Source organism: Micromonospora sp. NBC_00860, from assembly GCF_045207375.1.
Lineage (GTDB): Bacteria > Actinomycetota > Actinomycetes > Mycobacteriales > Micromonosporaceae > Micromonospora > Micromonospora vinacea.
Genome location: NZ_CP108825.1, coordinates 4487135 through 4506888, shown reverse-complemented (window position 1 = coordinate 4506888; position 19754 = coordinate 4487135). Strand labels below are relative to the sequence as shown.

Below are 19754 nucleotides of genomic sequence, written 5' to 3'. Positions count from 1 at the left end.
ACCCACTGTGGGCGCTGGTCACGCCTGCCGACGGGGCACCTCAGTGGAAGATCTTCAAACCGATCACGCCGGCGACCACCAGCAGGAGGCAGAGGATCCGGGGCAGGCTCGCCGACTCGCCGAGCGCCAGCATCCCGACCAGCGCGGTGCCGACCGCGCCGATGCCGACCCAGACCGCGTAGCCGGTGCCGACGGGGATGTCCCGGAGCGCGTACGACAGCCCGGCCATGCTCAGCAGCAGGGTCACCACGAACACCACGGACGGGACCAGTCGGCTGAAACCGGCGCTGCGGTCCAGGGCGATCGCCCAGGCCGTCTCCAACAGTCCCGAGATCACCAGTACGAGCCAGGCCATCGTTCACCTCACCGGAAGCGCCCGGGCTGCCGCGCCGGGACGAGTCGAGTCTGCACGTCACGCGGGGCGTCTTGGCCTGACCGGGTACGCCCACCACTCGTCCGGAGCGGCCACGAGCATCCGGCCGCCGGTGCCGACGCTAGCACCGACCCCGGTGGCGGGGCGGTGACCACCGCCACGGTCCGTTGACCTCTACCTGACTTCAACTTGCAGTATCGCCAGCATGACCATGCTCTACGCCGACCCGGAGGTCGCCGGCGCGCTGGACGCCGCCACCACTGTCGACGCCATGCGCGCCGCCCTCCTGGCCGCGTACGAGGGACGCCTGATCGCGCCTCCCCGGGCCGCCGCACCGTTGGGCGGCGGGCGGATGGTGCTCACCGCCGGGCACCTGGTCGGCGAGTGGTACGGCTTCCGCTCGTACGACACCTTCGGCCATCCGCAGGGCGAGCAGTTGGTCGTGCTGCACGACGCCCGGACCGGGGCGATCCGGGCCGTCGCGGTCGGCGAGGAGTTGGGCTCCCGTCGTACCGGAGGGTTGGGAGGCCTCGCTGTCGACGCGCTGGCCCGTCCCGACGCCGCCACCCTCGGGGTGATCGGCTCCGGCCGGCAGGCGTGGACCCAGGTGTGGGCAGCCGCCGCGGTCCGTCCGCTGCGCGAGGTGGTGGTGCACAGCCGCTCCGCCGCCCGCCGGGAGGCCTTCGCCGCCCGGGTCCGTGCCGAACTGGGTGTGCCGGCCCGTGTGGTGGCCGACCCGGGCTCGGCCGTCGCCGGGCGTGACCTGGTGGTGCTGGCGACCACCAGCCCGACCCCGGTGCTCTGCGCCGCCGACCTCAGCCCCGGCACGCACGTCAACGCGGTCGGCTTCAAGCAGCGCGACCGCAGCGAGTTCGGCACCGACCTGCTGGACACCGCCGACCTGCTGGTCACCGATTCACCGGCCCAGGCGGCGGACTACCAACCGCCGATGCTCGCGGCGACACCCCCGTACGCCGGGCGGTTGCGCGACCTGGGCGGCATCCTGGCCGGGGCGGTCCCCGGCCGGACCACCGCGGACCAGATCTCCGTCTTCTGCTCCACCGGCCTGGCCGGCACCGAGGTGTTCCTGCTCGACGCGCTCACCCGTGTCGGCGCCGAGGCGCGCTGACCGGAATGACGTTCGCCTCCCTGTCAACCGTCTCCGCAGCCCGCGTGCGTGGGCTTCCCCGGTCGGCCCGGTACCCTCGGATGGTGTCTGCAACCTCTCCTTCTCCCGCTGACCACGCCGAGGGCCGTCGCGTCGCCCTGCTGACCCTGGGCTGTGCCCGCAACGAGGTCGACTCGGAGGAGCTGGCCGCCCGCCTGCACGCCGACGGCTGGCAGGTGACCACCGACGGCGAGGGCGCCGACGTGGTGGTCGTCAACACCTGCGGTTTCGTGGAGAAGGCCAAGCAGGACTCCATCCAGACCCTGCTCGCCGCCGCCGGGACGGGCGCCAAGGTGGTCGCCGCGGGCTGCATGGCCGAGCGGTACGGCAGGGAGCTGGCCGACAGCCTGCCCGAGGCGCAGGCGGTGCTGAGCTTCGACGACTACCCCGACATCGCCGCCCGGCTGAACGCCGTCGTCGCCGGTGAGCAGATCACCGCGCACACCCCGCGAGACCGGCGCGAGCTGCTGCCGCTGACCCCGGTGCAGCGCCGCGACAGCACCGTGTCGCTGCCCGGCCACGGCACGGTGAGCCGCACCGTCGTCGACACCGACGAGCACACCCCGGCACACCTGCGCCAGGTGCTGCGCCGACGGCTCGACACCGGCCCGGTGGCGTCGCTGAAGCTGGCCAGCGGCTGCGACCGCCGCTGCGCGTTCTGCGCCATCCCGGCCTTCCGGGGGGCCTTCGTCTCGCGTACGCCGGACGAGCTGCTCGCCGAGGCGGAGTGGCTGGCCAAGACCGGCGTACGGGAGCTGGTGCTGGTCAGCGAGAACTCCACCTCGTACGGCAAGGACCTGGGTGACCCGCGCGCCCTGGAGAAGCTGCTGCCGCAGCTCGCCGCGGTGACCGGCATCGTCCGGGTGCGAGCCAGCTACCTTCAGCCGGCCGAGACCCGACCCGGGCTGGTCGAGGCGATCGCCAACACCCCGGGCGTGGCCCCGTACTTCGACCTGTCGTTCCAGCACTCCAGCGAGCCGGTGCTGCGCCGGATGCGGCGTTTCGGCTCCACCGACCGCTTCCTGGAGCTGCTGGCCGGTGCCCGCGCCCTGGCTCCGGAGGCGGGGGCCCGGAGCAACTTCATCGTCGGTTTCCCCGGCGAGACCCGCGCCGACGTCGACGAGCTGGTCCGGTTCCTGACCGAGGCCCGGCTCGACGCGATCGGCATGTTCGACTACAGCGACGAGGACGGCACCGAGGCCGCCGGCCTGCCCGGCAAGGTCTCCGCCGCGACGATCAAGCGGCGCTACGACCGGCTCAGCGCCCTCGCCGACGAGCTCTGCTCGCAGCGGGCCGAGGACCGGCTCGGCTCCACCGTCGAGGTGCTCGTCGACTCGATCGAGGACGGCGTCGTGGAGGGCCGGGCGGCCCACCAGGCGCCGGAGGTGGACGGTTCCACCACACTGGTCGCCCCGGCCGAGGGCGGGGTCGACCTGGCCGCGCTGCGCCCCGGCGATCTGGTACGCGCAACGGTGACCGGCACCGAAGGGGTGGACCTGCTCGCCGTGCCGGATGAGATGATCTCGGCGGCGCCCGGCGCGGCACGGTGACGGCGGGCCCGAGCGGAGCGGGGGACCCAGGTGGTGCGGTGCCGGGAACGCCACGGCGGCCCGAGCGGAGTGCGGCGGTGACCGGGGCGACGGAGTCGACGCCGGCCCGGGTGGTGGCAGTGGTGCCCGTGGTCAATGCGGCAAACGCGCTGACCGCCCTGCGGCTGGTGCTGGTGCCGGTCTTCGCCGCCTCGGTGATCGTGTCCGGGATGACGCACGCCGGTTGGCGGATGGCGGCCTGCCTGATCTTCGCGGTGGCCTCGGCGACCGACCTGGTGGACGGCTGGATCGCCCGCCGCTTCGGGCTGGTGACCTCGGTCGGCAAGGTGGCCGACCCGATCGCGGACAAGGCGCTCACCGGCGCGGCGCTGGTGCTGCTCTCCTGGTACGACCAACTGCCCTGGTGGGTGACCGCGCTGATTCTCGTCCGCGAGCTGGGCATCACCGGGCTGCGGTTCTGGGTGATCCGCCACGGCGTGATCGCCGCCAGCCGAGGCGGCAAGGTCAAGACCGCGCTCCAGATCCTGGCCATCGCCTGGTACCTCTGGCCGATGCCGGCCGCGCTCGCCGCCGTCGGCCCCTGGATCATGGCCGCCGCCGTCCTGGTCACGGTCGCCACCGGCTTCGACTACATAGCCCAAGCCCTCCGCCTCCGCCGCCCCCGCTGAACCACCCCCACCGGCCCTTCGGGCCTCCCGGCCACCTCCTGCGGTTGATCATGAGGTTATTGCCCGTCGGCACGGCGTGTCGTGCCGCTAACTCCATGATCGCCGCGATTGGGTCGAGGTTGGTGGCAGGTGGGTTGGGGATTGGTGGGTGGGGAAGGACTGGTTTGTGCGACGGGGGTTGGGATGTCGGGGAACGGTGGCCGGGCGGACGGTGCTGGGGTGGGTGGTACTGCGGTGGGTGGTGCTGGGGTGAATGGTGCTGACGTGGACGGCTCCGAGGTGGGTAGCGCGGCGGCAGCGGTCGTGCACCGGCTCGCCGAGCGGCACGAGACCCTGGCCACCGTCGAATCGCTCACCGGTGGGTCGCTGGCCGCTGCGATCGTGAACATCGCCGGGGTCAGCGGGATCTACCGGGGTGGCCTCGTGGTCTACGCCACCGAGTTGAAGTCGACCCTGGCTGGCGTCCCCGCCGACCTGCTCTCCGAGCGGGGGCCGGTGGACCCGGAGGTGGCGGCGGCGCTCGCCGAGGGGGGCCGGCAGCGGTGCGGTGCGGACTGGGGGCTGGCCACCACCGGCGTCGCCGGCCCGGAGCCGCAGGACGGGAAACCGGTGGGCCTGGTCTACGTCGCGGTCGCCGGCCCGAACGGCGGTGAGGTCCGCCAGCTCGACCTGGGTACCGGGCGGGACCACGTCCGGGCGGAAGCGGTTGTCGAGGCGTTGCGGCTGCTCGCCGAACAGCTCGCCGCCACGACGTCATGAAGGCCAGGGCCGAAGCGGTCAGAGCCACCCAAGCCGACGCCACACGCGACCAGGTGGGCCCGTCCCGGCGAACCGACGGGCGGGGCGGGATGTCGCCCGGGCCCGCAACGGGTACGGTTGCGGGAAGGCTCCGACGTTCGGGGTCGGCGCGGTCCGCCGCGACCGGCTGCCCAGCGGCGGGCGCGAGGTATCCCTCAGGGGGAGGTGCGATGATCCTGCTACGCCGGGTGATCGGTGACGCACTGCGAGCGCGCCGGCAGGGCCAGCAGCGCACGCTGCGTGAGGTCTCCACCGCCGCCAACGTCAGCCTCGGCTACCTCTCCGAGATCGAACGGGGGCACAAGGAGCCGTCGAGCGAGCTGCTCGCCGCGATCTGTGACGCCCTCGGTGCCCGCCTGTCCGAGCTGCTGCGTGAGGTGAGCGACACCGTGGCGCTCGCCGAGCAGATGCCCGGGGTGCTGGTCTCGATGCAGGACGAGCCGGCCGACGCCGCAGCCAAGAGCACCAACCGGGGTGTCCGTCAGGTCACCTCCGACGGCAAGGTCGCTGTCTCGGTCCGCCAGGACTCGCCGCTCAAGGCGACCCTGCGCAGCACCCGGGTCCGCCCGACCGAGCGCGACCGGGACGTGGTCTGCGCGGCCTGAGCCGCCGATCCGGTTGACCGTGGGCGGGCTGGCCCCGGCCGCGTAGGGTTGCTCGCAGGAGCCGCCGGTGCTGTCGACCGCCCGGTACGGATGCCCCATTGGCGTTCGGCTGGGACGATGGAGACCGGCCGGTCACGGTCGGTCGGTTCAGCCGGCCCGGCCGTGGTGGAGCGACGCTACTGAGGGGATACCACGGAGATGGCGAACCCGTTCGTCAAGGGTTGGAACTACCTGATGGCGCTCTTCGGTGCGAAGATCGACGAGCATGCCGATCCCAAGGTGCAGATCCAGCAGGCCATCGAGGATGCCCAGCGGCAGCACCAGGCGCTGGTTCAGCAGGCGGCCGCCGTGATCGGCAACCAGCGTCAGCTGGAGATGAAGCTGTCCCGGCAGATGACCGAGGTCGAGCGGTTGCAGGGCAACGCCCGGCAGGCGCTGGTGCTCTCCGACCAGGCTCGGGCCAAGGGCGACGAGGCCGAGGCGGTGCGGTTCGAGCAGTCCGCGCAGACGCTGGCCAGCCAGCTCGTCTCCGCCGAGCAGGCCACCGAGGACCTGAAGACCCTGCACGACCAGGCGCTGGGCGCCGCAGCCCAGGCCCGCCGAGCGGTCGAGAACAACTCGATGATCCTTCAGCAGAAGCTCGCCGAGCGCACCAAACTGCTCAGCCAGCTGGAGCAGGCCAAGATGCAGGAGACGGTGGCCCGCTCGCTGGAGTCGATGTCGTCGCTGACCGCGCCCACCAACACCCCGTCTCTGGACGAGGTGCGCGACCGCATCGAGCGGCGGTACGCCAACGCGATGGGTCGCGCCGAACTGGCCGGCAACTCCGTCGAGGGCCGTATGTTGGAAATTCAGAAGGCCACGATCGACTCGGCCGGCTCCGCCCGGCTCGAGCAGATCCGGTCCAGCATGGCGGGGGAGCAGCTCGGCGGCGCGGCCCAGCGACCGGCCGTGCCGCAGGCCGAGAAGGCCGGTCCGGCCAACGACCCGACGGCCGCCGCCCGCCTGGACGAGCTGCGCGCCAGCATGGCTCGCGAGCGGGGCACCGGCGACCCGACCGCCGCCGGCTGAACGACCGGATCGAGGGGGTCACTGTGGCAGACGAGCGGACACGCTACTTCCGAAGGTTGGGTCGGCTGCGCCGGTCGGCCCGACGGTGGAGTGTGCTGGCCGGTGGGCTCGGCGGTGCGGCGGCGGTGCTGACTCCGTACGCCGGCCTTGGTCTGCCCGACGCGGCCTGGGCCGGCGCCGCGGGCAGTGCGGTGGCGCTCGCTGCCTGGCGCTGGATCGACGTGCGCGCGGTGGCCGCCCAGCCGGCGCCTCCCGCTCTCGACCCGGCCGAGGCGGCGGCCCGGTCGCGGGCCCGGTTGATCGCCGCCGTCGAGCGGCTGCCGGTCGGCCCGGGCGTGCTGGCCGAGGTGCGTCGGGTCCGTTCCCGGATCGCCCTGCGTGGCACCAGCGCCGGGGAGCAGTGGGCCCGACTGGACCGGGCGGCGCTCACCCTGGCCGGGATGGCCCCCCGGCTCACCGGGCTGGCCGAGCCGGCGGTGCTGGAAGCCGCCGCCGCGGACCGCTCGCTGCGTGACCTGGCCGCGCGGGTGGCCAGCGTCGAACGCGCGCTGCGGCTGGCCCCGGCCGACGCCCGGCCGCCGCTGGCCGAGGCGCACGCCGCGCTGACCGCTCAACTGGTGGGCGGGGTGGCGGCGTACGAGCGGCTGGTGGTGGCCGCCGCCGGCTATCTGGCCGAGGACTCCCGACCGGAGACCGCCCACCCGGCCGCCGACCGGCTCACCGAGGCGACCGACCTCCTGCACGGGGTGGCCGGGGCCCTTGCCGAGCTGCGCGCCGTCGGCACCCCGCTGCGCGCGCCGACCCGCTGACGGCACACGCCCCGAGAGACCGCGCGCCACGCGCTGACAGCTCGCGTGCCGCGAGACCGCGCGCCGACCCCGGCCGGTCACTGTGGTGTCGTCACCGGGACCAGCCCGGTGTACGGCGAGGTGCCCACGACGTTGAACGACCGGATCCGGTAGTGGTAGGTCACACCCCGGGCCAACCCCGTGTTGGTGAAGCCGCGGCCGGTCACCGTGAAGGTGGCCACCTCGTGCTCGAAGGCCGGGTCGAGCGCCCGCTGCACTGTGAACCCGGACCCCGGGCCGCCGGGTGTGCTCGCCGCCCAGGCCAGGATCACCGTCGCGGTGTCCGGGCCCGGCGCGCTGGCGGTGGCGGTCACCGCGGTCGGGGTGCCCGGCGCTGGAGGCGAGGTCACCGTGGCGACAGTCGACCACGCCGAGGCGGCACCCAGGTAGGTGGTCCGCACCCGGTAGTAGTACGTGGTGTCCGGTGCCACAGTCGCGTCCAGGTGGTTGTCGCCGACCCCGATCGCCGTGGTGCCCGGGCCGCTGGTGAACGTCGGGTTGGTGGCCCGCTGCACGTCGATGCCGGTGGCGAAGGAGCGGTTCGTCCAGCGCAGCGCCACGCGCAGCGGCGCGGCCGGCGGGAGCGTCGCGACCAGACCGCTCGGCGCGGCCAGGTGCACCGAGGCGGGTACCCCGTTCGACCAGGACGAGTAGCTGACCGCGTTCTCCGCCCGGATCCGGTAGTGGTAGGTCACGCCGGGGGTGACTGTCGCGTCGGTGTACCGGGTGGCGGCGGCCGCGACGGTGATCGTGGTGACCTCACCGCCGAAGGTCGCGTCCGTGGCCCGTTGCAGCAGGTGGCTGGTGGCGGGTGGACGCCCACCGTTGCTGGTCCAGGCCAGCGCGATCGCGGGTAGCGCGGTGGCGGAGCCGGGCACCGGGGTGGCGGTCAGCCCGGTCGGTGCCTTCGGCGCCACCCGCAGCACCAGCGGTCGACTCATCCCACCGTCGCGGTGGCCGGCGAGCTGGCTGTGCCAGCGGTACTCCCAGCCCAGGTTGACGAGTTGGTTGACCACAGTGGCGGGTCGCCCGTCGGCCGGGCTGACCGGCGTCGACCCGGTCCGCGCTCCGGCCGGGCGACAGGGGTCGAGCAGCCGGACGCTGTCACCCAGCTTGAACGGCAGTGCCGGCGCGACCGGGCGCAGCGCCACCACCACGTCCTCCCGGGGGTTGACCCGGATGATCCCCTTCCAGCCCAGCTCCGTGCCGTGCGGGAGTCGCAGCGTGCCGTCCCAGCCCACCCGGTTGATCACCTGCACGTCGCAGCCGCCCACGTGCAACGGCTCGGTCTGCCGGACGTTGCCGCTGATCCGCCAGAGCTGCGTGCCGTCGGTGGGCGTACCCACCGGCACGGCGGAGTCGGTGGCGAAGAGCACCTCGGTGACCGGGTCGGTCGCGCCGAGCGGCAGCGTCGTCGGGTTGAGCGGCCCGGCGTGCGGGTGCCCGACGCCGAGCCGACCCGCCAACCGACCGTGATCTGGTTCGAAGATCTGCTGTGCGGCCTTGACCGCGATCGGCACTGTCACCGGTCCCGTGCCGGCCGTCGGCGTGAACGTCACAGTGGTGGCGTGCACCGGCACCGTCGTCTGCGCCGGAGTCCGGGTGCCGAACGCCGGGTCGTACGCCGGCTGCGGGACGATCGGCGGGCGCTGGCTGGCCGCGTACGCCTGGGGTAGCCGTTCGCGCAGCCGGTCCAGGTCGTACGGCGGCGCCGGCGTCCCGGTGACCCGGAACTGGAGCAGGGTGCGGGTGTTCGGGCCGTACCCCGGTTCGGTGGGGGGCGGGCCGCCCTCGGCGCTGCGGTCCGGGGCGTCGGTGTGCTGGTCGTAGCGGGCGTCGAAGCCGGGCAGGGGGGCCGGGGCGTCGTTGTAGAGGATCAGCGTGCTGCCCGGCGGCACGGCGGAGAAGTCGACGAGCACGTCGGCCCGTTCGCCCGGGGCGAGCAGCAGTGTGTGCCCGTCGACGTTCAGCACTGTCGGGTCGAGCCTGTCGTAGCGGTAGCCGACCGGTCGGTTCGGCAGCACCACGGGCGCCGGCAGGAGGCCGGCCTCGTTGCCGATCTGGATGAACTCCGGTCCGGCGGCGCGCGGGTCCGGCACCCCGCCGTCGCGTCCGTCGGTCGGCCACCAGGCTGGACGGTCCGCCGCCCGTGCGGCGGGCACCATCGGCACCTCACCGGCGTCGGGGTCGGCGAGGGCCCCGTCGGCCGTCCACATGGGCGCGTCGGAGGAGGCGCGGTAGAGCTGGAGGTTGAGGCTGCGGTCCAGGCAGGCGTTGAGGATCCGGAACCGGTACGCCCGCGGCCCCACCTCCAGGTACGGGTAGGCGACGCCGTTGACGAGCGGGGTGTCGCCGTACGCCTCGGGGACGGCCGAGGGGTGCGGTACGCCGGGGCTCAGCGGCGGCTCGTCCGGCGCGCCGACCGGGTCGTGGTACGGGTTCGGCACCCAGCCGTCGGCGTGGGCGTCGTCCGGGGCGGAGTTGTGGGACCAGGGGCCGTAGTCCCACCGGCCGGTCGGGTTGCGTCCGCCGGAGGAGTACGGGTTCTGCCGGGGTTGGTAGACGTGCGGGTGCCAGAGGCTGCCCCGGGCGCCCCAGCGTTCCCGGTCCCAGGTCGGGTCCTCGGCGGCGAGTTGGGTGTCGTCCGGAACGAACGTCTTGTCCTCGATCACCAGCGGTACCTGGTCGGCCGGTAGCACCGCGTCGGCGACGAGTTGGTCCTCGGCCGGGTCGGTGAGCAGGTAGAGCGCGAGCTGTCCGCCGTAGACGGTGAGCCGGGCCAGGCCGAGGGTGTTGTCGTGGAACCACAGCAGTCGGCCGCTCTGCTCGTTCGGGAAGTAGAGCGTGGTGGCCCCGGCGCCGGGGGCCGGCATGTCCGGCACGTGGGCCAGGCCGGGCCCGGTCGGGTACGGGGTGATCTCCCCGGCCGGGGTGATCCACTGCCCCGGGTTGCCCGCGCTGGTCCAGCCGGTCTGCGCCCCGGCCAGGTGCAGCACGGCCCGGTTCTGCGGGTACGGCGCCGGCCCGTCCAGTGGGCCGAGGCCGGCCCCCTCGATGGTGTCGTCGACAGGCAGGAACAGCTCGCCGGCCCGACCGGTGGGGAGCTGGTTGATGAACTTCACCCGGACCGGTCGACCCCGACGGGCACGGATCATCGGCCCGAGGTGCCACTGCCGCTCCGGAGGCACCACAGTGTTGTGCCCGGCCGGGTCGGTGCCCAGGTTGAGTTGCCGGTAGCCGCGCAGCCGGGTGGCCGGTAGGTCCCGGTGCAGCCGCTGGGCGTACTCCTGGAGGCCGATCTCGTAGTAGTCGCAGCCCGGGTAGCTGATGGTGTCCGGCGCTGCCACCGGCAGGTGACTGCCGAGATCGCCGTGGCCCGGCTGGCCGGGGAGGGGCAGCGGGTCGACGAACTTGCGCAGCCCGGTCCCGGCCGCGACCCGCCCGTCGGGGTCCCGCCCCGGGCGGGGGCTGTGGGCGAAGTTCGGCACCGGGCCGAAGTAGCGGGGCACGACGGCCGGGTCCAGGCTCGGCGTGACAACGGCCTCCTCGGCGGTACGCGCGGCCGGCACGGACGCCGCCCGGCCGTTGGCGTCGGTGTCGCTGGTGGTCCGCTCGAAGAAGGTGGAGCGGAGTCTGCGGAACATCGCCATGACTCTCCCCGGTTCGGGGCGCGAGGTCCGCCACCCCGGCGTGGGAACCTCGGCACTCTGCTGACGGTCGGTGAGCGCTCAACCGCAGCATGCGACTCCGGCGGCCGGTTAGGAATTACCCAATCGTCCGTTTCTGCCATGTGTCTCGTCTGGCGAGAGCCTGGTCAGCCGGATGACGGCGGACCCGGACGCTCGGGCTGGCAGACCGGGCACCAGTAGGTGACCCGTTCACCCAGCTCCTCCTTGCGGATGGCGGTGCCGCAGCGGCGGCAGGGCTGGGCGCGGCGGCCGTACACGTAGCTGGTCTGCCCCCGGTGCAGCGAGCCGGTGCTGCTCTGCGTCCACCGACCCCGGTTGGCGGCGAGCAGACGCTGTGCGAGGGCCACCAGGCCCGGCAGGTCGGGCACCCCGCCGACCGGGGTCCACGGTGACACGCCGCGCAGGAACAGCACCTCGCACTTGTAGAGGTTGCCCACACCGGCCAGGTTGCGTTGGTCGAGCAGCGCCTCGCCGATGGTCTGCTCCGGGTGGTCGGCGAGCCGACGGACCGCCTCGGCCGGGTCCCAGTCCGAGCCGAGCAGGTCGGGGCCGAGGTGGCCGACCAGTTGGTCCTCCTCGTCGGTCGGCACCAGGGTCAGGTCGTGCAGGTGGTAGCCGACCGCGACCGCGCCGGGGCTGCGCAGCACCACCCGGATCAGGTGCGCGGGCCGGCCGCTCCAGCGTTCTCCCGGGGCGTACGCCCGCCAGGCGCCGTCCATCCGCAGGTGGGAGTGGAGGGTCCAGTGCTCCGCGGTCGGGGCGTCGAGCCGCAGCAGCAGGTGCTTGCCCCGGCTGGCCGACTCGCGGACGGTCCAGCCGGCGAGGTCCGTTGTCGCCAGCTGTGGCACCCGGAAGTCGCTGCCGGTGATCCGCGCGCCGGCCAGCGCGCGGTGCAGCACGCGCGCGGTGTTCCAGACGGTGTCGCCTTCGGGCACCCTGCCATCCTCCCTCTTTCGAGCAAGATTCGCATGTGTCGCTATTTGTACTCAGGTTCCTCATGATCTCCTGACATGCGAAGGTCAGGGGGTTCTGAGGAGAATGCCCATGACGCGACCGCGTTGTCGTATCCCATCCGTCGCCCTCATCGCCACCCTCGTCCTCCTGCTCACCGCAGCGCTGCTACCCGCCACCGGCCCGGTTCCGGCCGCGTCCAGCGGCGCCCCGATCAGCCTCGTCGCCGCCGCGCCCGGCGATGAACGGTGGAGCGCCGACCTCACCATCGTCGACCGCGACGATGTCAACGTCCGGCGCACGGCCGCCGGCCTACGCCTGCGGGAGGCCCGGCCCACCGGGCGCGGCGCCCGCAGCCCGCACAGCGCTGTCGCCGAGGGGATGCTGGTGACCGCTCCCCGCACCCTCGCCCGCCCGGCCACCCGGGTCCGCGCCGAGATCAGCGCCGCGGTTCCGGCCGGGGCGACAGTGGAGGCGCAGGTCCGCGGCTGGCGGGCCGCCGGCTGGACGGAGTGGCGGGCGGCCACCGCTGGCGCGGTCTTCGACCGGCCCGTCACCCGGGTGCAGACCCGGGTGGTGCTCACCACCCCGAACGGCGGCGCCACGGCGACTGTCCGGGGCGTGCGGCTCACCGCCGACGCGAACGCCGCCGTGTCCGCCGCCACGCCCGGCCGTACCTACCGGGTGTACGCCACCCGCATCGGGCTGGTCGGTGAGCTGACCGCCAACGGCCGTACCGTGCAGCCCCGGGACCACTTCGCGGCGTTGCCGTCGCGGCGGGGTCTCTCCCCGCTCAACACCGGCGACTACACAGTGCGGGTCTGCACCACCAGCGGCTCCCGCTGCGAGTACGCCCCGGTCTGGGACGTCGGGCCGTGGAACACCCGCGACGACTACTGGAACCCGTCATCGGTGCGGGAGAACTGGAAGAACCTGCCGCAGGGCCGGCCCGAGGCGCAGGCCGCGTACCAGTCCGGCTACAACGGCGGACGCGACCAGTTCGGGCGGACAGTGCTCAACCCGGCCGGCATCGACCTGGCCGACGGCACGTTCTGGGACGGGCTGCGGCTGACCACCAACGCCTGGGTCGACGTCGCCTATCTGTGGACCGGAGGCGGCCCGCGCGGCGTGGTCGGCGACGGACCGCTCAACATCCGCACCGGGGCCAGCACGTCGTACGCGACCCGTGGCCTCGCCGCCCGGCTGGCCCACGTGCCGATCCAGTGCTACGTCACCGGTCAGTCGGTGGCCGGCCCCTACCGGACCACCACCCGCTGGAACCGCCTGGCCAGTGGCCAGTACGTCAGCCACGCGTACATCTCCACCGTGTACGGCGGCAGCGTGCCGGCCTGCTGAGCCACGCCCACCCCGTCGGGCGCCCCGTCGGTGTCAGGGGCGCTCGTCGGGGCGAGCCGTGCGCACCATGTCCTGGTAGCGCGGGTGGCTGGCACCGTAGACGGCGTAGTTGAGGCGGGCGTGGGTGAGGCTCAGGTCGCCGTTGGGGCCGCCCCGGACGGCGTCGGCGTCAGCGTCGGTCTGGCCGTCGTCGGTCCAGAAACAGACGGGGCAGGTCCCCCCGCCGGTCCGGGATGCACAGCAGGGACAGCCCACAGGAACCACATGCTCACCCACCGGAGAAGCATTCCACAGTCGAACATCAGCCCGATACCCGCAGGAGGTCCCCCGGGGACGCCGCGAGGAGGTCCGCGGCCCGCCCGCCGTTGACAGCGACAGCGACCAGACCGGCCGAGTCGACGTACGCCACCAGGCCACCGGCCGGGGCGTCGCCGAAGGTCCGCCCGTGCACCGCCGCGAGGGCCGGTGTCGGTCCGGGCGGACCCACCCGAAGGTCGGCCGGCAGCGGATCGAGCAACTCGGCCGGTGCGGCCAGTTGGACGTTGCCGAAGTGGTCCACTGTCAGCACCTCGGCGGTGAAGCCCTCGGCGTCCCGGGTCACCGTCGGCGTCGGAAGCCGCACCAGCGCGGCCGGGTCGACCGGTGGGCCCGCCTCGGCCAGCGGCGCCCCGAGCGCCAGCCGGGCCGCCACCGGCGCGAAGACGTCCCGGCCGTGGAACGTGGCGGACACCCGGGTGGCCAGCCAGCGCGGCTCGGTCAGCTCCACCGCGTCGGTCACCCCGCCGAGCGCGGTGGCCGCGTCCAGCAGCAACCCGTTGTCCGGGCCGACCAGCAGCCCGCCCGGGGTGGCCAGCGCGACGCCCCGTCGGGCGGTGCCCACGCCCGGGTCGACCACCGCCACGTGCACTCCCACCGGCAGGTACGGCACGGTCTGCGCCAGCACTGCGGCCCCCCGCCGGACATCCGCCGGCGGCACCAGGTGTGTCACGTCGATCACCCGGGCGGCCGGTGCGATCCGGGCGATCACCCCGTGACAGGCGGCCACGAAGCCGTCGGTGAGGCCGTAGTCGGTGGTCAGCGAGATCCAGGGCACGGCGGACATGCCCGCAGGCTAGTGGAACCGCGGGTGCTGGCGGATACGGGACAGCGCAGTGACCGACCGGCCCCTCCCGTCGCCGGAGGACGTTGGGCAGACTGCCCTGGTGACAACTCGGAACCTCCCCGCACTCGGAATCCTGCTGGTCGCCGTCGCCCTCAGCGCCGGTTGTGGCAGTGACGACGACGGCAGCCCGAACGCGGCGACCCCAACCGTCTCCTCCGAGGCGGCTCCGACCGGCCTGCCGACGCCCCAGACCTCACCCTCCGCCGATGCTGCGACCCCGCCCTCCGCCGCCGCCCAGGGCACGACGGAGCGGCGGCCGGCCAGCCCGCCGCCGGTGGTGCTGCCCAAGCGCCCGACCAGTGCGCCCGGCGCGAAGCAGGTCATCGATGCGTTCCGGGCCGCCGGCCTGGAGGTGCCGCACCCGAAGGACCGCTCGGTCGACTGTGGGCCGGACGGTCTCGGCCTGGGCTGCTCCGAGCTGATGGCCACCGACGCCGTCACTGTCTACGTGTTCCCGGACGAGACCAGCGCCAGCGACATCGCCGAGACCTGGGGCGGCCAGTCGTACCAGCGGGGCGCGGTGGTGCTGAACTACCTGGAGGCGAAGACCCCCGCCGCCGACCGCCCCCGCTACGAGAAGGTGCTCAACGGCCTGCGCTGAGGCGTCGGCGTGGCCGAAGCATGTCGTTCTCTTGACTCTGATGTCTGTGCGTCATCGTGATGACTCACAGACATCAGGCTCTGTGCGGGATTGCCCTCGGCGGGGCCCCGGCGTCAGCCGCGCAGGCGCAGGCCGCGGGGGGTGGCCCGGAAGCCGGCGGTGGTCAGCGCGTCCCGCAGCGGCGAGGAGTGCACCGCCTCGCCGTCGGCCCGCTCTACCGACATCGCACCCAACGCCCCGGAGTGGACGGCGTCGGCGAGCGCCTTGCCGGCCGCGGCGAGTGTGTCGGTGTCGTCGCTGAAGGACAGCAGCGTCCGACCGCCGCGTTCGACGTAGAGAACGAGGTCACCGCCGACCTGCACCACCAAGGCGCCCGCCTTGCGGCCGGCCCGGTGCCCGGTCGCCGGGGTGGCGCCGTCGCCGGAGTCGACAACCCGTTCCGGCCAGGGCAGCGCCGCGCCGTACGGGTTGGCCGGGTCGGTCGCGGCGAGCACCGTGGCCGCCGCGCCCCGCCCCCGGGAACCGTCGGTCGGCTCGGCGAGCGCGCGCAGCCGGTCCACCGCACCGGGTACGGCGAACTGCGCCGCGCCGAGCCCTTCGACGAAGTAACCCCGGCGGGCCGCGCCACGCTCCTCCAGCGCCGACAGCACCGGGTAGACCGCCGAGAACCCGCCGACCACCTGCTCGGCCATCACCGCCCCCCGAGTGACCACCCCGTGCCGTTCCAGCAGCAGGTCGGCGAGCGCGGCGGCCCGCCGGGTCGGGTCGAGATCCCGCTCCGGGAGACGTGACCAGCGGCCGGCGACGGTCGGCGGGCCACCCCGGGTCGGCAGCGCCACCCGACCGGGCCGCCGGTAACGGGTGCGGGGCGCGGACGGCCGGGAGCGGTGCGCTCCGCCGGCGCCGAGCACCGCGCGCAGCGGGGCAAGGGTGTCGTTGCTGAGGTGCCCCGCCCAGACCAGGTCCCAGATCACCCCGGTCAGTGCGGCGTCGTCGGTCGAGCCGACCCGGTCGGCCAGTGGGCGGAAGAACAGCGCCTGCCCGTCGCCGAGCGCGTCGAGCACCGCGTCGTGCAGCGGGGTACGAGTCAACGCCTCGTCGGGTGGCGGCAGCAGCAGTGGCGCGGCGTCCGCGTACGCCAGGGTGACCCAGCCGTCGCCCCCGGAGATCGCGCCCGACCCGGCCCAGAGCACCTCCCCACTCGCGCACAGCTCGTCGAGCTGGGCGGGGGAGTAGTCCGCGACCCGGGCGGGCAGCACCAACCGCTCCAGGGCGGACGCCGGCACCGCCGCACCCTGCAACTGCTCCACAGTGGCGGCGAGCGCCTCCACACCTCGGGCGGACGAGCCGACCTGCTGCCAGCGGGGCAGGAACGTCGCCAGCGCCCGGGGCGGCACCGGCTCGATCTCCCGGCGCAGCGCCGCCAGCGAGCGGCGGCGCAGCATCCGCAGTACCTCGGCGTCGCACCACTGGGCACCGGCCGAGTCCGGGGTGAACTCCCCGGAGACCACCCGCCCGGTGGCGCCGAGCCGGCGCAGCGCCTGCTCGACGACGAACACGCCGAGCCCGAACCGGGCCGCGCAGCTGGCAGCGGCGAACGGCCCGTGGGTGCGGGCGTAGCGGGCCACCAGGTCACCGAGCGGGTCGGCCACCGGGGCGAGGTACGCCTCGGCCACACCCATCGGCAGCGCCACGCCGAGGGCGTCGCGCAGGCGGGCGGCGTCCTCGACGCCCACCCAGCGCTGCTCGCCCGCGATCCGGACCCGCAGCACCCGGCGGGTCGCCTCCAGCTCGCCGAGCCACGTCTCCGGCACCCCGCGCTTGGTCAACTCGGCGTCGCTCAGGTCACCGAGCACACGCAGCAGCTCGACGACGTCCTCGGCGTCGCGGGGGCGGCGCTGCTCGGTCAGCCACCGCAGCTGCCGGTCGGTCTCGGTGAGCACCGCCGGGTCGAGCAACTCCCGCAGGTCGACGCGGCCGAGCAGCTCGCCGAGGAGCGTGGAGTCGAGGGCGAGCGCGGCGGCGCGGCGCTCGGCGAGCGGGGCGTCGCCCTCGTAGAGGAACGCGCCGACGTAGCCGAAGAGCAGCGACCGCGCGAACGGGGACGGGGCGCTGGTCTCCACCTCGACCAGCCGCACCTTGCGGGTGGCCAGGTCGCGCATCAGCCCGGCCAGCGCCGGCTGGTCGAAGACGTCCTGAAGGCACTCCCGTGCGGCCTCCAGGGTGACCGGGAAGTCCGCGTACTCGCGGGCGACGTCGAGCAGCTGCGCGGCGCGTTGCCGTTGCTGCCAGAGCGGTTGACGGCGGCGCGGGTCACGGCGCGGCAGCAGCAGTGACCGGGCGGCGCACTCCCGGAAACGGGCGGCGAAGAGGGCGGAGGTGCCGACCGACTCCTCCACGAGCTGGGTTATCTCGTCGGGCTCGAAGACCACCACGTCGGCGCCGGGGGGCTCGTCGGCGGTGTCCGGTAGTCGCACCACGATGCCGTCGTCGGAGGGCATCACCTGGGCGTCCACCCCGTACCGCTCGGCCAGCCGGCGGCCCACCGCGAGGGCCCACGGCCCGTTGACCCGGGCGCCGAGAACGCTGTGCACGGCCAGCCGCCAGTCACCCAGCTCGTCGCGGAACCGTTCGACCACCACGGTGCGGTCGTCGGGCAACGAGCGGGTGGCCTCCCGCTGCTCGCGCAGGTAGGCCATCAGGTTGCCGGCGGCCCAGTCGTCCAGCCCGCCGTCGCGCAGCGCGGCCAGTGCCGCCTCGTCGGTCTGTCGCAGCAGGGTGCGCACCCGGGCGCCGATGGCCCGGCCCAGCTCCACCGGCCGACCCAACTGGTCGCCCTTCCAGAACGGCATGCGCGCGGCCTGCCCCGGAGCGGGCGAGACCAGCACCCGGTCCGGAGTGATCTCCTCGATCCGCCAGGAGGACGAGCCGAGCAGGAAGACGTCGCCGACCCGGGACTCGTAGACCATCTCCTCGTCCAGCTCGCCGACCCGGGCGGCACGCTCGGCGCCGGCCAGGAAGACCCCGAACAGGCCCCGGTCGGGGATGGTGCCGCCGCTGGTCACCGCGAGTCGCTGCGCGCCGGGCCGGCCGGTGAGCAGGTCGGTGGCCCGGTCCCAGACCAGGCGGGGGCGCAGCTCGGCGAAGGCGGTGGACGGGTAGCGGCCGGAGAGCATGTCCAGCACGGCGTGCAGCGCCGAGTCGGGCAGCTCGGCGAAGGGCGCGGCCCGGCGGACCAGCACGGCCAGGTCGCCGAGCGCCCACGGCTCCAGCGCCACCATCGCGACGATCTGCTGGGCCAGCACGTCCAGTGGGTTGCGCGGGTAGTGCAGCTCCTCGATCGCGCCGTCGGTCATCCGTTCCGCGACCACCGCGCAGGAGAGCAGATCGCCGCGGTGCTTGGGGAAGACCACCCCACGGGAGACGGCGCCCACCTGGTGCCCGGCCCGGCCGACCCGTTGCAGCCCGGCGGCCACGCTCGGCGGGGCCTCGATCTGCACCACCAGGTCGACAGCGCCCATGTCGATGCCCAGCTCCAGGCTGGAGGTGGCCACCACGGCCGGGAGCTGACCGGACTTGAGCGCCTCCTCGATGTGCTTGCGCTCCTCCCGGGAGACGCTGCCGTGGTGGGCCCGGGCGATCACGGGCGCCGCGCCGGTGGCCGCGCCGGACTGGGCCATCACCTCGGCCGGCGGCCGGTTGCGCATCGAACCGGCAGGGCCACCCCAGCGTTGCTCGCCGGAAGCCGGGTCACCGTCGCCCGCCGGGTCGTCGCCCGCCGGCAACCCCTCCGGTACGCCGATCGCCTCCTCGTCCGACGCGGATGCGGCGACCGCCTCGGCGGCCAGCTCGTTGAGCCGGGCGCAGAGGCGCTCGGCACTGCGCCGGGAGTTGGTGAAGACGATCGTCGAGCGGTGCTGCCCGATGAGGGTGAAGACCCGCTCCTCCACGGCCGGCCAGATCGACGCCCGCCGGGGGCCGGGGCCGCCGAGGTCGTCCTCCGGTGGCTGCTCCTGCTCGTCCAGGCGGGTCATGTCCTCCACCGGGACCTGCACGCTGACTTCGATGGTCTTCGGAGTGGCCGGCTGGACCACGTCGACCGGGCGGGCGCCGCCGAGGAACTGCGCGCAGGCGTCGATCGGCCGGACGGTGGCCGAGAGGCCGATGCGCTGGGCCGGGGCGGGGAGCAGCTCGTCGAGGCGTTCGAGGGAGAGGGCGAGGTGGGCGCCGCGTTTGCTGCCGGCCACCGCGTGCACCTCGTCGACGATCACCGTCTGGATGCCGCGCAGCGAGTCGCGCGCCGCGGACGTGAGCAGCAGGAACAGTGACTCGGGCGTGGTGATGAGGATGTCCGGTGGGGTGCGGGCGAAGGCTCGTCGCTCGTCGGCGGGGGTGTCGCCGGTGCGCATCCCGACGGTGATGTCCGGCGGTGCGACGCCCAGCCGGGTGGCAGCCTGCCTGATGCCGGCCAGCGGAGCGCGCAGGTTGCGTTCCACGTCGACGGCGAGGGCCTTGAGGGGGCTGACGTAGAGCACCCGGCACCGCTGGCGGGCCTCGGCCGGCGCCGGCTCGCGGGCGAGTCGGTCCAGTGACCAGAGGAAGGCAGCGAGCGTCTTGCCCGAGCCGGTGGGCGCCACCACGAGCGCGTTGCGACCGGCGGCAACGGACCGCCAGGCGCCGGTCTGCGCGGCGGTCGGGGCGGCGAAGGCGTTGTCGAACCAGGCGCGGGTGGCCGGGCCGAACCCGGCGAGCACCGCGCCGGCGTCTGCGTCTGCCCCGGTCACCGGTCCATCGTGCCCCGCCGGTCCGACATCCACGAACGACCTCACGACGGAATGAGCCAGCAAAAGGCAAAAAGCGTGGAACGTGCGCTTAATACGTTAAGTCTCACTTAACTGCTTGCTTCTAAGGAGC

The 19754-nt window shown here is 74.0% G+C and carries 15 protein-coding genes and 1 riboswitch; of the genes, 9 read left to right on the top strand and 6 right to left on the bottom strand.

Annotated elements, in window-relative coordinates:
• Nucleotides 1-40: 40 nt before the first annotated feature.
• Entirely contained in the window at nucleotides 41-355 is a 315-nt protein-coding gene (locus tag OH804_RS20610) for a multidrug efflux SMR transporter (protein WP_112586602.1), read from the bottom strand.
• Nucleotides 356-415: 60 nt separating this feature from the next.
• Nucleotides 416-487, bottom strand: a riboswitch (guanidine-III (ykkC-III) riboswitch).
• A 91-nt stretch (nucleotides 488-578) separates the two neighbouring features.
• Here OH804_RS20610 and OH804_RS20605 point away from each other — a divergent pair.
• From OH804_RS20605 to OH804_RS20575, 7 genes are all read left to right on the top strand, one after another.
• On the top strand, nucleotides 579-1502 hold the full coding sequence (locus tag OH804_RS20605) for an ornithine cyclodeaminase family protein (protein WP_406058911.1): 924 nt from the start codon (nucleotides 579-581) through the stop codon (nucleotides 1500-1502).
• 80 nt (nucleotides 1503-1582) lie between these two features.
• Nucleotides 1583-3091 (top strand): 30S ribosomal protein S12 methylthiotransferase RimO, encoded by a 1509-nt coding sequence (gene rimO / locus OH804_RS20600; protein ID WP_406058909.1) that lies wholly within the window; start codon nucleotides 1583-1585, stop codon nucleotides 3089-3091.
• A gap of 77 nt (nucleotides 3092-3168) precedes the next feature.
• On the top strand, nucleotides 3169-3759 hold the full coding sequence (gene pgsA / locus OH804_RS20595) for a CDP-diacylglycerol--glycerol-3-phosphate 3-phosphatidyltransferase (RefSeq protein WP_196921620.1): 591 nt from the start codon (nucleotides 3169-3171) through the stop codon (nucleotides 3757-3759).
• 264 nt (nucleotides 3760-4023) lie between these two features.
• Nucleotides 4024-4518 carry a CinA family protein gene (locus OH804_RS20590; RefSeq protein WP_307788609.1) on the top strand — a complete coding sequence of 165 codons (495 nt, stop codon included), beginning with the start codon at nucleotides 4024-4026 and terminating at the stop codon, nucleotides 4516-4518.
• A gap of 209 nt (nucleotides 4519-4727) precedes the next feature.
• Nucleotides 4728-5162, top strand: a complete 435-nt coding sequence (locus OH804_RS20585) for a helix-turn-helix domain-containing protein (protein ID WP_091400451.1) — start codon at nucleotides 4728-4730, stop codon at nucleotides 5160-5162.
• Nucleotides 5163-5360: 198 nt separating this feature from the next.
• On the top strand, nucleotides 5361-6233 hold the full coding sequence (locus tag OH804_RS20580) for a PspA/IM30 family protein (RefSeq protein ID WP_196921622.1): 873 nt from the start codon (nucleotides 5361-5363) through the stop codon (nucleotides 6231-6233).
• Nucleotides 6234-6256: 23 nt separating this feature from the next.
• Nucleotides 6257-7042, top strand: coding sequence for a hypothetical protein (locus OH804_RS20575; RefSeq protein ID WP_406058906.1), 786 nt, complete (start codon nucleotides 6257-6259; stop codon nucleotides 7040-7042).
• 77 nt (nucleotides 7043-7119) lie between these two features.
• On the opposite strand, the gene OH804_RS20570 is transcribed toward OH804_RS20575, so the two are convergent.
• Together OH804_RS20570 and OH804_RS20565 are read right to left on the bottom strand one after the other, a co-directional pair.
• Nucleotides 7120-10731, bottom strand: a complete 3612-nt coding sequence (locus OH804_RS20570) for a hypothetical protein (RefSeq protein WP_406058904.1) — start codon at nucleotides 10729-10731, stop codon at nucleotides 7120-7122.
• Nucleotides 10732-10895: 164 nt separating this feature from the next.
• Nucleotides 10896-11705, bottom strand: a complete 810-nt coding sequence (locus tag OH804_RS20565; RefSeq protein WP_406058902.1) for a DNA-formamidopyrimidine glycosylase family protein — start codon at nucleotides 11703-11705, stop codon at nucleotides 10896-10898.
• A gap of 109 nt (nucleotides 11706-11814) precedes the next feature.
• Between OH804_RS20565 and OH804_RS20560 the strand changes: the two genes are divergently transcribed.
• Nucleotides 11815-13077, top strand: a complete 1263-nt coding sequence (locus OH804_RS20560) for a hypothetical protein (protein WP_406058900.1) — start codon at nucleotides 11815-11817, stop codon at nucleotides 13075-13077.
• A gap of 33 nt (nucleotides 13078-13110) precedes the next feature.
• Here the strand turns inward: OH804_RS20560 and OH804_RS20555 are convergent, their stop codons facing one another.
• Together OH804_RS20555 and OH804_RS20550 are read right to left on the bottom strand one after the other, a co-directional pair.
• The gene (locus tag OH804_RS20555) at nucleotides 13111-13353 is read right to left on the bottom strand and encodes a CPCC family cysteine-rich protein (RefSeq protein ID WP_238671784.1); all 243 of its coding nucleotides are present in this window, start codon (nucleotides 13351-13353) and stop codon (nucleotides 13111-13113) included.
• Nucleotides 13354-13378: 25 nt separating this feature from the next.
• Complete coding sequence (locus tag OH804_RS20550; protein ID WP_406058898.1) at nucleotides 13379-14179, bottom strand: S-adenosyl-l-methionine hydroxide adenosyltransferase family protein; 801 nt, start codon at nucleotides 14177-14179, stop codon at nucleotides 13379-13381.
• 100 nt (nucleotides 14180-14279) lie between these two features.
• Here OH804_RS20550 and OH804_RS20545 point away from each other — a divergent pair, with 100 nt between their 5' ends.
• The gene (locus OH804_RS20545; RefSeq protein WP_406058896.1) at nucleotides 14280-14840 is read left to right on the top strand and encodes a hypothetical protein; all 561 of its coding nucleotides are present in this window, start codon (nucleotides 14280-14282) and stop codon (nucleotides 14838-14840) included.
• Between the two features lie 113 nt (nucleotides 14841-14953).
• Here OH804_RS20545 and OH804_RS20540 read toward each other — a convergent pair whose 3' ends face one another.
• Nucleotides 14954-19624, bottom strand: a complete 4671-nt coding sequence (locus OH804_RS20540; protein WP_406058894.1) for an ATP-dependent helicase — start codon at nucleotides 19622-19624, stop codon at nucleotides 14954-14956.
• Nucleotides 19625-19754: the final 130 nt, after the last annotated feature.